The organism is Bacillus sp. MD-5 (assembly GCF_002201875.1).
In the GTDB taxonomy this organism is placed as follows: Bacteria; Bacillota; Bacilli; order Bacillales; family Bacillaceae; genus Bacillus; species Bacillus stercoris.
This window is the reverse complement of record NZ_CP021911.1, coordinates 3,180,009-3,194,498: the sequence shown is the minus strand read 5'-3', so window position 1 is coordinate 3,194,498 and position 14,490 is coordinate 3,180,009. Positions and strand designations below refer to the sequence as shown.

The window sequence follows — 14,490 nt, the reverse complement described above, 5'->3', positions numbered from 1 at the left end:
GGAATAGCTTCCTGTCTCTTTTTTTGCAATTTGCTCTGATGCAAAAAAGTTCACTGTGAGCATATCATGAGAAAAAATACCCTAAAAAGGGTACTATAAAAGAAGACAAGTGTGGAGGAAACTCCTGCGAAACCACGTATCGGATGCAAGGCCAGCCTGGCTCAGCGACTTTTAGACAAGACTCACCATGCACGAAAGACAACAACGAAGGAGGTCATGCATTTGGACATATTTTTAGTTGTGCTTGTTTTATTAACGATTATTGCGATTTCTAATATCGTGAACCGATTTATTCCGTTTATTCCGGTGCCGCTGATTCAGGTGGCCCTTGGGATTCTTGCCGCCTCATTTCCACAGGGACTTCATTTTGAATTAAGCACCGAATTGTTTTTTGTTCTGTTTATCGCGCCTCTGCTATTTAATGATGGAAAGAGGACGCCGCGGGCGGAGCTTTGGAATTTAAGAGCGCCCATTTTATTGCTTGCCCTCGGCCTTGTGTTCGCAACTGTGATTGTAGGCGGCTATACGATTCACTGGATGATTCCTGATATTCCGCTGGCAGCGGCCTTTGGACTTGCGGCCATTCTTTCACCGACTGATGTCGTCGCTGTCAGCGCATTATCAGGAAGAGTGAAAATGCCAAAAGGGATTCTTCGCCTGCTTGAAGGTGAGGGGCTGATGAATGATGCGTCAGGTCTTGTAGCCTTTAAGTTTGCGATTGCGGCGGCAGTGACTGGTGCATTTTCACTAGCGCAAGCGGCTGTCAGCTTTGTCTTTATTTCTCTTGGGGGCTTGCTGTGCGGGGTAATCATTTCATTTTTGATTATTCGTTTTCGCCTATTTCTCCGCCGCCTTGGCATGCAGGATGTCACGATGCATATGCTGATTCAAATTTTGACACCGTTTGTGATTTATTTGGCCGCTGAAGAAATCGGCGTTTCCGGCATTTTAGCTGTTGTGGCGGGAGGGATCACTCATGCGGTTGAACAGGATCGTCTGGAATCAACGATGATCAAGCTGCAAATCGTCTCCTCAAGTACGTGGAACATTATTTTATTTATTTTGAACGGCCTGGTCTTTGTTATTCTCGGCACGCAAATCCCTGATGTGATTTCTGTTATCTTTAACGATACCGCCATCAGCAACATGAAGGTGATCGGCTATATCCTGGTCATCACATTTACGTTAATGCTCCTCAGATTCCTGTGGGTGCTGTTCTTTTGGAACGGCAAATGGTTCTTTAATAAAGATCAAAACATCTATAAACCGGGTCTTCGTTCGACACTGTTAATTTCGATTTCCGGTGTGCGTGGAGCAGTAACGCTTGCGGGATCTTTCTCCATTCCGTATTTCCTGGAGGACGGCACGCCGTTTCCGGAAAGAAATCTGATTCTCTTTTTAGCAGCCGGCGTCATTTTATGCACGCTTGTCATTGCCACCGTAGTGCTGCCGGTTCTGACTGAAAAAGAAGAAGAGGACGAGGAACGAAATAAGAAGCTGCTGACGGCGAGACGCAAATTGATCAAAACAGCTCTTCAAACGATAAAAGAGGACATGAACGATACAAACAAAACGGCCTCTCTTGCGGTGATAGCTGAATACAATGAGAAAATGAAAAACCTTCGTTTTCAGCAGTATACGTCATCTAATCGTATCAAAAAGCATGAGCGAAAGGTCCGTGCGCAAGGGGTTAAAGCTGAGCAAGAGGCACTGATGAAAATGCTGGAGCGGGGAGACATCCCGGAAGAAACAGCAAATGTGCTGCAAGAACGATTTAACGAGTTGGAAATTTTGTATGCCAACCCGTTTAAGGTCGGCTTATCAAAAACAAGGCTCAAGAGGCTGATGTATTGGATTTTCTTCGGTGAACATAAAAAGCCGGAGATGTCGATATTAAATGAAGCGGGATTGATACGGGCAACAAGAGTAAAAACGGCAAAAGCAGCGATAGAATATTTGGAAAAGCATAAGACGGAAGAACATAAGGAAGTGTTTTTATCTGTCATTACATTCTATAAACAGTTAATTTTCAGGCTGGAAAACAGCCATCATGAGTTAAAATCAAGCGCACATTTTGAAAATCAAAAACTGGAAGTGAAGCTGAAGGCTGTGCAGGCGATCAGAAATGAAATTCAAACGCTGTTCGAGGAAAGAGAAATTTCCCGGGACATCTCCCATGAGCTTCGCCAATACATTAATGATGTCGAAGCCGCCATGCTTGAAGGCGGCGAATAAATGCAGCAAAAAAGCTGGTGCGTGAGAGCGCCAGCTTTTTTCTATATTAAGGGCGATGAAATTCGACAGTGCTGCCATCCCGGTCGAACCAGCCTCTAAAGGCCCAGTTAATCCAGCCGCCATCACCTTTGTTTGTAAACGTTCCGTCTTCAAATACCCAAATGCCATACGTAATGCCGTCATAAACGGCTGAGCCATAAAATTGCACACCGTTCAAATGATCTTCATATTCCTGGCTTAAGTTAAATACCATGACGTTATATTTTTGGCCGGACGCGTAGAAGGAAGACTCCATGAGATTCTTCACAAATCCATCCCGATTCTGTGCGGATTTGATGGCATCAGCGATCTGGTTGGCAATTCCAAGTACATCCAGGTTGACGTTTAAACCTACATCAGCGGCAGTTGTTCCGGCGGTTGTTGTCTGCGAGATCTTCGGAGCAGGATTTTCTTCAGCGGAAGCAAAGGACAAAGGGGCAATTGTCAAAGCGGCACCAAGAGCAAGTGTCATTGGGATACGAATACGTTTCAAGTTGTTTCCTCCTTTGTTTTCATTTGGTTACACTAAACGCATACCCGGCTCCATGTATTTGTAATCTCAATATTGTTAAAATAGGAAAAAAATAGTACCCTGTTTTACCTTGGCTGTGAAAAAAGAAGCAAAAACAGGGCCTTAAGCGTATTATTGGTATCGGCTGAGAGGAATGTGAGATAATATAGACGCTTACATTTCAGTGAAAGGATGGATGTTCAAGTGCCAACAAGTTTAAAAGATACGGTAAAGTTACATAACGGAGTTGAAATGCCTTGGTTCGGTCTGGGTGTTTTTAAAGTGGAAAATGGCAGTGAAGCGACTGAATCAGTGAAAGCGGCAATTAAAAACGGCTACCGCAGCATTGATACAGCAGCGATCTACAAAAATGAAGAAGGTGTTGGCATCGGGATTAAAGAATCCGGTGTGGCAAGAGAAGAGCTCTTCATCACATCAAAAGTGTGGAATGAAGATCAAGGCTATGAAACAACGCTTGCTGCCTTTGAAAAAAGCCTGGAAAGACTGCAGCTTGATTACTTAGATTTATATTTGATCCATTGGCCTGGAAAAGATAAATTTAAAGATACATGGCGCGCGCTTGAAAAGCTGTACAAAGACGGCAAAATCCGCGCGATCGGCGTCAGCAACTTCCAAGTTCATCATTTAGAAGAGCTGTTAAAAGATGCTGAAATCAAACCGATGGTGAACCAAGTTGAATTTCACCCTCGTTTGACGCAAAAAGAATTAAGAGACTATTGTAAAAAACACGGCATTCAGCTGGAAGCATGGTCTCCGCTCATGCAGGGGCAGCTTTTGGATAACGAAGTACTGACACAGATTGCAGAAAAGCATAATAAATCTGTAGCTCAAGTGATTTTGCGCTGGGATCTGCAGCATGAAGTTGTAACCATTCCAAAATCCATTAAAGAACACCGTATCATCGAAAACGCTGATATTTTTGATTTCGAATTGTCTCAAGAAGACATGGATAAAATTGACGCATTAAACAAAGATGAGCGTGTCGGCCCAAATCCTGATGAGCTTCTGTTTTAATCAAAAAACTCCCCTTTACGGGGAGTTTTTTAGTGCATTTTTTTCTGTTGAATGAAAAACAGCATCAAAAAGGAAATGACAACAATACAGACGACCCACGCCCAGGCAAGGGTATTGTTTCCGGAATCCAATGCAACATATATGGCCGTCGGCAGTGTTTGTGTAACACCGGGGATGTTCCCGGCAAACATGAGTGTTGCGCCAAATTCTCCGAGCGCCCGCGCTAGGCTGAGGATGCTCCCGGTTAGCAATGAAGGATAGGCAAGCGGGACGGAGATATGGATAAAGACCTTCCATCTGCTTGCGCCGTCTACCATTGCCGCACCCTGTATATCGGGGTCAATATCAGCAAATCCGGTTTTGGCTGATTGATACATGAGCGGAAAGGCTACAACAGCCGAGGCGATCACAGCGGCCCACCAGGTGAAAATGACAGGCTGCCGGAAGATCCACTCGATGGCTTGTCCGATGAAGCTATGCTTTCCGAAAATGACGATCAAAATAAAACCGACAACAGTAGGCGGAAGAACGAGCGGAAGCATAAAACATGTTTCGAGCGCAGTTTTTCCGAAAAATGATGCCCGTGACATCCAAGCCCCAGCAAGTGTTCCGAGAATAATGACAACAATTCCGGCAACTGCCGCCACCTGAAAGGAAAGCATAACAGGTGTTAAGAATTCTGAAGCGTTTATGTTACTCAGCAGTAAAACCATATTTCTCAAATACTTTCATTGCTTCATCAGATTGCAGGTATTCGTAAAATTCCTTCGCTTCCTTACGGTGTTTTGTATCTTTTACGATTCCTAACGGATAGACAATCGGGCTGTGTGTATCTGCTTTTGCCTCGTCAATAATGGTGACCTTTTTCGAGACCAGGGCATCTGTTTTATAAACAATACCTGCGTCTACATTGCCGGTTTCCACATAAGAAAGAACTTGGCGAACGTCTTTTCCGTACACAATTTTATCCTTCACGTTGTCCCATAAAGACAGTTTTGTCAGTGATTCTTTCCCATAAGCTCCTGCCGGTACGGATTCCGGAGTGCCGAGTGCGATTTTTTCTGATTCAGCCAGATTGCTGAAGCTTGTCACAGGTGAATCTCCGTTTTTCGGTACGACCAGCACAATTTCATTGCCGACTAAATCAGTGCTGTCTTTTTTTGCGATATCCCCATCATCCACCAGCTTTTTAAATTTATCCTCAGCAGCTGAGAAGAACAGATCTGCTCCTGCTCCTTGAGAAATCTGTTTTTGCAAGGCGCCGGATGAGCCATAGTTATCTTGGATGGTAATATTTTGATGCTCTTTTTCATAATTTTTTTGGATTTCCTCAAGTGCATCCTGCGCGCTTGCGGCAGCTGAGATCGTTAATGTTACTTTTTTCCCGCTGTCTGTTGAAGACTGATTTGAAGAACAGCCTGCTGCAAGCAGAAAAGCGGTTAAGGCTGCGATTAAAATAGAATACTTCTTAAACATGATTGCACCCCTTATGATTAGTTATATCTAATTATAACTGATTATGTTTGGTTTATGTGGGTTTTTTTACATTCGGCGAAAAGGTATAATAAAATAGGAGAGTGATGATGATGAATGAAACCTCTTCCTATACGATAGAAGAAGTTGCAGGTCTGCTAAAGGTATCAAAGCTGACCGTTTATGATTTGATTAAAAAAGGCGTGCTGCCTGCTTACCGTGTTGGAAGGCAGATGCGTGTGGATGAAGAAGATTTAAAGCAATATAAGACGAATATGAGAATGTCTCAGCCCATCGCTGCAACAGAAGCGCAGAAACAGATGCAGGAGGCTGAACCGGACGGCAGACCGAATGTCATGATCAGCGGACAGGACATTTCGATGGATCTTCTCAGCAAGCATTTGGAGAATGCCATTCAGGAGACGCCGCTCCGTAAATACAAAGGAAGCTTAAACAGCCTGATTGATATGTATCAAGGCAAGTGTGACATTGTCAGCCTTCATTTGTACGATGCAGAAACGGGCCAGTATAACGCGCCTTATGTAAAACGGATTTTGTCAGGTGAACCGTTTTGTCTCATCAATGTCGTTCTCCGCAAAGCAGGTCTGTATGTGCAAAAAGGGAATCCGAAAAACATTCAAGGCTGGAAAGACTTGAAAAGAGCTGATATCCGGATCATCAACAGGGAAAAGGGTTCTGGCGCAAGGGTGCTCCTTGATGAACAGCTTGGCTTGCTTGGTGTGAAGCCGGCTGATGTAAAGGGATACGGCGATATCGTGACCGATCATTACGCTGCCGCTTCACAAGTTTCAAGCGGACAGGCTGACGCGGGAATCGGGGCGCAGCACGCGGCACATATGGGACGTGTTGATTTTATCCCGCTCATCGATGAACAATATGATATCATCGTTTTGAAAAAAAATGAGCAGCTGCTCAAAGCCGTGAAGGAGATTTTGAATTCTGAGGACTACAAGGCGAACTTGTCTCATTTAAATGGCTATGAAACAAAGCTGACTGGCAAGGTGATGTTGGAAACGTAAAAATCCCTCTTTATATAGAGGGATTTTTTCATTCGGAAAACCTGAGCAGGTCACCATTTAAAATTTTATCAGAGAGAGACAGCTCTTCGTTTGCTTTCTCCTTATAAGGGAGGCACGCATCCTGATCTTCCAGTATTTCACCTGTTTTTTTGCTGTAGCACGTGTTTTTCGTGTATATAAAATCGTTCGTAATAAAGCTTCCGTTTCGCAGAACGGCGAATGGTGTGCGATCGCCCGACAGCAAATCATTGCCGAATTGAATATCGCCTTTTGTGTCAACGCCGAGTAAATGCATCAGTGTCGGTCTGACGTCGACTTGTCCGCCAACATCAGAGATGGTTTCCGGCTGTTGATCGGTAATTCCCGGGATATGTATGATAAACGGCACCCGCTGGAGCTGAACATTGTCATACGGCGTGATATCGCCTTTTCCTAAAAACTCTGCCAACGCCTCGTTATGGGCTTCTGAAATGCCGTAATGATCCCCCATAAATACAATCATCGAATTTTCGTATAAGCCTTCGTCCTTCAGTTTTTTGATAAAATGCTTTAATGCCTCATCCTCATAGCGCACCGTTGTCACATAACGGTTTAGCAGGGCGCTGCTCGAATCGTATTCATCAATCAGCTGATCCTTTTTATCAATCTCAAACGGAAAATGATTCGTTAACGTGATGAAACTGCTGAAGAATGGCTGCGGCAGACTTTTCAGCTTTTCGGCGGACTGCTCTAAAAATTCCTTATCCTTTAAGCCCCAGCTTGTCGATGTTCCGGGAGTGACATGAAAGTCATCAACATCAAAAAAGCGGTCAATCCCAAATGTATCGTACATGACATCTCTGTTCCAAAATGTTTTATGGTTGGCATGAAAGGCGGCTGAATAATAATCATGCTGTTTCAGCGATTTGTACATCGTATGAAATTGATGGTCGCTTTTCGTGAAAAAGACGGCGCCGCTAAGGGAAGGATACATTGAGTTAGCAACGATGAATTCTGAATCAGATGTTTTCCCTTGTTCTGTTTGCTGATAGAAATGATCAAAGGAATAGCTTTTTTTAACGAGATCATTCATAAATGGGGTAATTTCTTTTCCATTGACTTTTTCATTCAATACAAAGCTTTGGGTCGACTCAAGTGTTACAAAGATGACATTGCGTCCTTTTGCCAGTCCGAATTTGCTTTGATCAGGCTTGCTATAATCAGCCTCTGTGTAATTTTTAATGGCAGATATGCTGTCTTCATCGGCAAATGCCTTCGCGCTTATATTAACAGTCTGAGAAATCGTATCGTATATATGGAACTGAAACAGACCGATGCTTTTGACGAGCATTTCCCGGTCAAAGGAATGTGCCAAAAGCTTCGGCTGCTGTACTTCTGCAAGTGCCAGCGTGCATAAAATCATGCCGCAGGAAGCTGCATAGTACCGTTTGATCGTGCGGGGAGCGGCTTTTGTCTGCGGCTGTTTCGTTTTTCTGGCGAGCAGCAGCAGACAAACCAAATCCGCAAACAGGGCAATAAACAGAGGATGGAACAGTTCTTTTACACTGCTGCCCATATCGCTCATGTTGCTGGCCTGAAATAAAACCGGAATGGTAATAAAATCGATATAAAAGCCGTAAAAAATCGTATTGGAGATCAAGATGACAGTCAGAACCAAATTGGCAATCAGCAAAAAGACCCGCTGCTTGTTTCCTTTCAGAAGCAGGCCGATCCCGAATAAAGGAAGGATAAAGCTGAGCGGATTGATCAGCAAGATCAGCTCTTCCAACAGAGTGTCGATCTGCAAATCAAAGCCGAGTTTATATATCACATACGTTTTGATCCACATAAACAAGATCGAAAAACATAAAAACCGCTGATTGTGAAAAAAGGTTCCTTTCATCAATATGACTCCTCACGTTTTCTTGATCATCTGCATGAAATGCTTCTTAAGTAAAACCTACTAAAAACCGCCGGTTCAGACAAGTTTCAGCACTCGCGTTTACAACATGCGCCCATGAAACAGCATATAAAAGTAGTAACATGAAGCAAGGGTCAGGCCGGCTAGCACGAGCTGCTCAGAAAAACTGCCTGTCTTCATATATAATGGAAGCCGCACGCGGATCGTTGAAGGGAATAGTAATTTGATTCCGTTCACCGTCCAAGCGTCAAGAATCAAGTGGCTCGCCATTCCGATCATTAAGCCGGCTGAGATGTTTTTATCTGGAATATATGTAGAAGTGATAAAAAACATGATGAGCATAAACAGCAGGCTGTGTGTAAAGGTACGGTGGCCAAAAACGGAGCTGACCACTTTCGATAAAATAGGAAATTTTCTCCCGATTTTGCTTTGCGTGTGGCAGATATCGGGAATCAATGCCCCAACCGCGCCTGACGCAGCCATAAGCACTGGATCAAATCCATAATAATAAGCTGCTGCCGTACAAGAAGCGATGCCTCCCATGATGTGTGTTTTTCCTGTCATTTGCCGCTTCTCCTTTATCTTTTGCAAAAAATCTCTGAATTACAAATATATCAAGAGAATGTATGTTTGATCAACAGGACTTTGGACGATAAAAAATTTCCCGCATAATTTTTCAGGAAAAAGGCATCTTAAACATGTACCTATTTTTAAAAAGAGGTGATACGAATGGGTTTCTTTAATAAAGATAAAGGAAAACGTTCCGAAAAAGAAAAAAGCGTAATCCAAGGAGCTCTTGAAGATGCAGGTTCAGCTCTAAAAGATGATCCGCTTCAAGAAGCTGTGCAAAAAAAGAAAAATAATCGATAATCACATGCGGATAGGGCTTGGCTCTATCCGTATTTTCCATCTGTTCCCTTTGACAGATCATCCTTTCTTTGATAACCTTCTGGGAGTAACTGAATAATTAAATCCTCACTCTTTCTCAGTGAGGTAGAGGTTGCGTGGATGATGAGTCACACATGCTAGGCTGACAGGAGCTGTTAAACATGTGTAAAAGGCATCAGCGCCGAAGTGTGGAGAAAGCCGATCCTTCTCTATGCTGGGACTGTATCTGAATAAGTGCAGGACTGCCGCGTGCTTTTTCGCGGAGGGCTATCCGGAGATCAAGGGTGTGTGTTTCTTTAAGCATGGACTTTTGTTCAGGCTTTTTTTGCGTTTATATGATCTCGGGGTCTGGTCCGTACAAAGAATCATGGAGGTACTGGAATGGAACAGACAAAAAAATGGGGTTTTTGGTTATTAACGGCGTTTGTCGTTGGAAATATGGTTGGATCAGGAATTTTCTCCTTGCCGAGCTCGCTTGCTTCAATCGCAAGTCCGTTTGGCGCTACGTCCGCCTGGCTTTTGACAGGTGCCGGCGTGTTGATGATTGCGCTTGTGTTCGGGCACTTGTCCATTCGCAAGCCTGAACTGACAGCGGGTCCGCAAAGTTATGCCAGAGCGCTGTTTTCCGATCCGAAGAAAGGCAACGCTGCCGGTTTCACAATGGTGTGGGGCTACTGGGTGGCGAGCTGGATCAGCAACGTGGCGATCATCACAAGTCTCGCCGGTTACTTGACTTCATTCTTCCCGATCTTGGTTGACAAACGTGAGATGTTTTCGATTGGCGGGCAAGAGGTGACCCTCGGCCAATTGCTGACGTTTGCCGTATGTACGATCTTGTTATGGGGAACGCACACGATTCTTGTTGCCAGCATTAACGGTGCAAGTAAATTGAACTTTGTCACAACGCTTTCTAAAGTATTAGGTTTTGTCTTCTTTATCGTTGCCGGTTTATTTGTGTTTCAAACGACATTATTCGGTCATTTTTATTTCCCGGTTCAAGGAGAAAACGGCACAAGCATTGGAATTGGCGGCCAGGTTCATAACGCCGCGATTTCTACACTGTGGGCGTTTGTCGGAATTGAATCCGCGGTGATCCTGTCCGGCCGTGCGCGTTCTCAGCGTGATGTGAAACGTGCGACGATTACCGGCTTGCTGATTGCTTTGAGCATTTATATTATAGTGACTTTAATTACGATGGGTGTTCTGCCGCATGATAAGCTTGTCGGCTCTGAAAAACCATTTGTTGATGTACTCTATGCGATTGTTGGAAACGCGGGAAGCGTGATTATGGCGCTTTTGGCTATCCTTTGTTTATTCGGAACGATGCTCGGCTGGATTTTGCTTGGCTCTGAGGTGCCATACCAAGCCGCTAAAGCAGGAGATTTCCCGGCAGTTTTTGCAAAAACGAATAAAAAGGGAAGTCCGGTCATTGCACTCATTATTACAAACGTCATGTCACAGGTCTTCATTTTCTCCGTTATTTCCCGGACAATAAGTGACGCATTTACATTTTTAACGACAGCGGCGACACTCGCATATTTAATACCGTATCTGGTATCTGCAATTTACAGCTTGAAGCTAGTCATCAAAGGTGAAACGTATGACCAGCTGAAAGGCTCCCGTGTAAGAGACGGATTGATCGCGATACTGGCGTGTGCATATTCCGTGTTTGTTATTGTAACAGGCACAGCAGATTTAACGACATTTATTCTCGGAATCGGTTTATTCTTTGTCGGCTTGATTGTTTATCCATTTGTGAATAAAAAGTTTCAAAAAGAAAAACAAGCATAATGAAAAGACACCTGATTTGTTTTGTCAGGTGTCTTTTTTTATTGAAATGCAATTTCTCCTGTTAGCAACCCGATTGTTAAAACAGCTGACAGGAAAGCTGAAATAGAAAGAAAAACCTTTACGGATAATCGTATTTGCAAAAAACGGTTTTTCAGCCTCTCCAGCAAACCAAACAGAATAAGGACTAAGATAAAAACAAAAAACACATCTGAAAAAGGTTTTCCGATATAAAGCCCGTTAAAAAAACTGATCGCGATGATGATACAGCTTAATATGAATTGAGTAAAAAAATATCCGATGTGGTTTAACATGAGCCGCTCCTTTTATTGCATGAAAAAAAGAGCCGCCTGTCCGGCTCTTTCGTTTATTTAGTCAAGCTTTCCGTAATAAACTTCAGTTGGCCTTCTAATGAAATCGGATCGGTGAAATAGAAGCCAATCGGATCAATCTTATAGACATGGCCATTTTTAACGGCGTTCAGGTTCTTCCAAATGGAGCTGTCAAATACGCCGCCATCATCACCGCCTGATTGCCATGGACCTGCGAAAATATAATCTCCGGCGAAGTCAGGAAGCTTTTCTAATGAAATACTTGTATAACCAGGTCCCTGGTCAATGGCTTTTTCTTTTGTCAGCTTTGTCGCCTTCAGGCCGAGGTCTTTGTAAATAATGCTTCCGCCTCTTCCAAAGTCTTTACCGAATACGTAAATGTCTTTTCCGTTCGTTTGCATAATGGAAATGGTTTTGTCACCGACCGCTTTTTTGATTTTTGTTTTAGCTGCCGCAACTTTTTTATCCCACTCGGACAGCCATTTTTCAGCTTTATCTTCAGTTCCTGTCATTTTTGCAAATTCTTTCAGCTGTTCGATGTTGTCGAGCTTATCGTATTTTACTGCGACAGTCGGCGCGATTTTTTCAAGCTTTTTAATATCAGCACCCTGTGTTGTCCAGACGATAATCAGGTCAGGGTTTAAATCAATGACCTTTTCAACCGAAGTGCCGTCTCCGATGTTTTCGACGCCGGCTGTTTTTCCTTTGTAGTAAGGGTTTTTAAATACGTTCTCAGGTGCACCGACAACGTTGATGCCAAGTGTTTTGAAGTAGCCGTAGTAGCCGTCAGCCATGACAACCACCCGTTTAGGATGCTTGGGGATTTTTACATTTCCGTTTTCAGCCTTGTATGTAAAGGTTTCTGCGTCTTTTGAATCAGAGGCAGAGCCTTTGCTTTCTGAGTTATTCCCGCAGGCTGCCAGCGCTGCAATCAATAACAGGGCAAAAAACGCGGCTCCGAGTTTCTTGTATATATGGGACATATCTCATACCTTCTTTCTAAAAAAATAGATGAAAAAGAGAATCATTATCAACTGTGATTATACCACTGCAAGTGCCGGTTGACACGATATTTTTGCAAATGCATTTTCATTTTTGTTCAAAACACGCTATTAAATCTGTTGAAAAAAGTGATATACTGAAACAGCAATTGATAATCATTATCAGTATCAGAAAGGAAGTACGGCAGTTGAGTCAACATAAAAATATACAGACTGCATCAGAAGAAATCCAATGGACGTCAAGGACATATGGCGCGGTTATCGTCCTTATTGCAGGTCTATGCCTGCTTTGTCTTGGCGCACTTTTATCCATATCCCTCGGTGCAGCGGATATTCATTTGCACACTGTATGGGACGCCATTTTTCATTATCAGCCGACAAAGACATCTCACCAAATTATACATGATCTTCGGCTGCCGAGAACGGCGGCTGCCGCTCTTGTAGGCGCATTGTTAGCAGTGTCGGGAGCGATCATGCAGGGGATGACGAGAAACCCTTTGGCAGAACCTTCGATTATGGGTGTGACATCAGGCTCTGCGTTTGCGGTTTCGATTGCGTTTGCCTTTTTTCCCGGACTTTCTGCAATGGGGCTTGTGCTATGGTCCTTTGCGGGAGCGGGACTGGGGGCATCGACGGTAATGGGCATCGGCATGTTTTCAAGGGGCGGGCTTACGCCTGTAAAGCTTGCTCTGGCGGGTACGGCAGTTACTTATTTCTTTACCGGAATTTCAACCGCCATTGCGATCCGCTTTGATGTGGCTCAGGATATCAGCTTTTGGTACGCAGGCGGGGTAGCGGGTGTGAAATGGTCGGGGGTCCAGCTTTTGCTTATTGCAGGGGCTGTCGGTTTAACGCTCGCGTTTTTCATCGCCCGGTCTGTGACAGTGTTAAGTCTCGGTGACGATCTGGCAAAAGGGCTAGGACAATATACATCAGCGGTGAAACTGGTTGGCATGCTTATCGTAGTGATTTTGACCGGAGCTGCGGTTTCCATAGCCGGCACCATCGCATTTATCGGGCTGATCATTCCGCATATTACCCGGTTTTTGGTCGGTGTGGATTATCGGTGGATCATTCCCTGCTCGGCGGTGCTCGGTGCTGTCTTGCTTGTTTTTGCTGACATAGCGGCGAGACTCATAAACGCACCCTTTGAAACGCCTGTCGGCGCACTGACTTCTCTCATCGGCGTTCCCTTTTTCTTTTATTTGGCACGTCGTGAAAGGAGAGGGCTGTAATGAAAACAACAACAAGAAAATCGCTCGCCGTAATGGCTGTGACCCTTATGCTCATCGTGCTGGTCTTTTTTATCAGTCTCAATTTGGGTGTTATCAAAATTGCACCGCTTAAAACGCTTCAGGTCTTTTTCGGCCAAGGGACAGCGCGTGATGAACTTGTCTTATTTGAGTTCAGGCTGCCCCGGATCATCCTTTCCTTGCTTGTTGGAGCAGGGATCTCCGTAGCTGGAGCCATTTTGCAAAGCGTGTCTCAAAATGAACTTGCCGAGCCTGGTATTCTCGGAATTAACGCCGGCGGTTCACTTGCTGTTGTGCTTTTTATATACTTTTTTCAAGGATCAGCTTCAGATCTAAGCTTTTTCGGAACATTTATGCTGCCGTTCAGTGCTTTGGCAGGAGCAATCCTCGCTGCGTTTCTCATTTATCTTCTGGCATGGAAAAAGGGCGTCACACCGATTCGGCTGATTTTAGTCGGCATCGGGGTAAATGCCGGATTCAACGCCCTGTTGCTGATTTTTCAGCTCAAGATGGATCCTCATGATTTTATGCAAGCCGCGGTTTGGATATCCGGCTCAATATGGGGGGCGAACTGGAATATGATCTGGGCGATCCTTCCTTGGATTGTGATCTTGCTACCATTTACTTTATATAAGGCACGCTATTTGAACATATTGCAGCTAGGAGACCAACTAGCGACCGGACTGGGCACTCCTGTTGAAAGGGAGAGACGGATTCTTCTTCTGGCAGCCGTCACTCTTGCCGCTTCATGTGTGGCAGCTGCGGGAGGCATCGCGTTTCTCGGATTGATCGCGCCTCATGTGGCTAGAAGGCTGACCGGTCCGCGTCACCAGACGCTGATACCGGTCTCCGCCCTCATCGGCGCATTCCTGTTTTTGCTCGCTGATACAATGGCGAGAAATGTATTGGCACCATCAGAAATTCCGGTCGGACTTGTCATTTCCGTGCTAGGTGCGCCTTACTTTATTTATTTATTGATGAAAGCGAATTAGAGG

The 14,490-nt window shown here is 44.4% G+C and carries 14 protein-coding genes and 1 riboswitch; of the genes, 7 read left to right on the top strand and 7 right to left on the bottom strand.

Going from position 1 to position 14,490, the window contains the following annotated elements:
- Positions 1–222: 222 nt before the first annotated feature.
- Positions 223–2,235 carry a Na+/H+ antiporter gene (locus CDO84_RS16215; RefSeq protein WP_040081824.1) on the top strand — a complete coding sequence of 671 codons (2,013 nt, stop codon included), beginning with the start codon at positions 223–225 and terminating at the stop codon, positions 2,233–2,235.
- Positions 2,236–2,281: 46 nt separating this feature from the next.
- Here CDO84_RS16215 and yvgO read toward each other — a convergent pair whose 3' ends face one another.
- Positions 2,282–2,767: a stress response protein YvgO gene (yvgO, locus tag CDO84_RS16210; protein WP_014665375.1), complete on the bottom strand. Its 486-nt coding sequence runs from the start codon at positions 2,765–2,767 to the stop codon at positions 2,282–2,284.
- Positions 2,768–2,989: 222 nt separating this feature from the next.
- On the opposite strand from yvgO, the gene pgoN reads away from it, so the two are divergent.
- Positions 2,990–3,820, top strand: a complete 831-nt coding sequence (pgoN, locus tag CDO84_RS16205; protein ID WP_040081825.1) for a glyoxal/methylglyoxal reductase — start codon at positions 2,990–2,992, stop codon at positions 3,818–3,820.
- 29 nt (positions 3,821–3,849) lie between these two features.
- Here the strand turns inward: pgoN and modB are convergent, their stop codons facing one another.
- Together modB and modA are read right to left on the bottom strand one after the other, a co-directional pair.
- The gene (gene modB, locus CDO84_RS16200) at positions 3,850–4,542 is read right to left on the bottom strand and encodes a molybdate ABC transporter permease subunit (RefSeq protein ID WP_148267357.1); all 693 of its coding nucleotides are present in this window, start codon (positions 4,540–4,542) and stop codon (positions 3,850–3,852) included.
- Positions 4,514–5,296 carry a molybdate ABC transporter substrate-binding protein gene (gene modA, locus CDO84_RS16195; protein ID WP_040081827.1) on the bottom strand — a complete coding sequence of 261 codons (783 nt, stop codon included), beginning with the start codon at positions 5,294–5,296 and terminating at the stop codon, positions 4,514–4,516. The genes modB and modA overlap by 29 nt, the downstream gene beginning before the upstream one ends.
- Before the next feature lie 110 nt (positions 5,297–5,406).
- Here modA and CDO84_RS16190 point away from each other — a divergent pair, with 110 nt between their 5' ends.
- Complete coding sequence (locus CDO84_RS16190) at positions 5,407–6,333, top strand: substrate-binding domain-containing protein (RefSeq protein WP_040082510.1); 927 nt, start codon at positions 5,407–5,409, stop codon at positions 6,331–6,333.
- Positions 6,334–6,361: 28 nt separating this feature from the next.
- On the opposite strand, the gene CDO84_RS16185 is transcribed toward CDO84_RS16190, so the two are convergent.
- Positions 6,362–8,215: an LTA synthase family protein gene (locus tag CDO84_RS16185; RefSeq protein WP_040081829.1), complete on the bottom strand. Its 1,854-nt coding sequence runs from the start codon at positions 8,213–8,215 to the stop codon at positions 6,362–6,364.
- Between the two features lie 99 nt (positions 8,216–8,314).
- A complete protein-coding gene (locus CDO84_RS16180; protein ID WP_014665369.1) occupies positions 8,315–8,797 on the bottom strand; it encodes a metal-dependent hydrolase in 483 nt (160 codons plus the stop codon).
- Between the two features lie 165 nt (positions 8,798–8,962).
- Here CDO84_RS16180 and sspJ point away from each other — a divergent pair, with 165 nt between their 5' ends.
- The gene (gene sspJ, locus CDO84_RS16175; protein ID WP_014665368.1) at positions 8,963–9,103 is read left to right on the top strand and encodes a small acid-soluble spore protein SspJ; all 141 of its coding nucleotides are present in this window, start codon (positions 8,963–8,965) and stop codon (positions 9,101–9,103) included.
- 116 nt (positions 9,104–9,219) lie between these two features.
- Positions 9,220–9,399, top strand: a riboswitch (Lysine riboswitch).
- A gap of 103 nt (positions 9,400–9,502) precedes the next feature.
- Positions 9,503–10,912 (top strand): amino acid permease, encoded by a 1,410-nt coding sequence (locus CDO84_RS16165; RefSeq protein ID WP_014665367.1) that lies wholly within the window; start codon positions 9,503–9,505, stop codon positions 10,910–10,912.
- Between the two features lie 38 nt (positions 10,913–10,950).
- Here CDO84_RS16165 and CDO84_RS16160 read toward each other — a convergent pair whose 3' ends face one another.
- Positions 10,951–11,223 carry a hypothetical protein gene (locus tag CDO84_RS16160; RefSeq protein ID WP_040081831.1) on the bottom strand — a complete coding sequence of 91 codons (273 nt, stop codon included), beginning with the start codon at positions 11,221–11,223 and terminating at the stop codon, positions 10,951–10,953.
- A 53-nt stretch (positions 11,224–11,276) separates the two neighbouring features.
- Positions 11,277–12,224 carry an iron-hydroxamate ABC transporter substrate-binding protein gene (locus tag CDO84_RS16155; protein WP_014665365.1) on the bottom strand — a complete coding sequence of 316 codons (948 nt, stop codon included), beginning with the start codon at positions 12,222–12,224 and terminating at the stop codon, positions 11,277–11,279.
- 206 nt (positions 12,225–12,430) lie between these two features.
- Here CDO84_RS16155 and CDO84_RS16150 point away from each other — a divergent pair, with 206 nt between their 5' ends.
- Positions 12,431–13,477 carry a FecCD family ABC transporter permease gene (locus CDO84_RS16150; RefSeq protein WP_040082511.1) on the top strand — a complete coding sequence of 349 codons (1,047 nt, stop codon included), beginning with the start codon at positions 12,431–12,433 and terminating at the stop codon, positions 13,475–13,477.
- Positions 13,477–14,487: a FecCD family ABC transporter permease gene (locus tag CDO84_RS16145; protein ID WP_040081832.1), complete on the top strand. Its 1,011-nt coding sequence runs from the start codon at positions 13,477–13,479 to the stop codon at positions 14,485–14,487. Before CDO84_RS16150 ends, CDO84_RS16145 begins: the two co-directional genes overlap by 1 nt.
- Positions 14,488–14,490 lie beyond the last annotated feature (3 nt).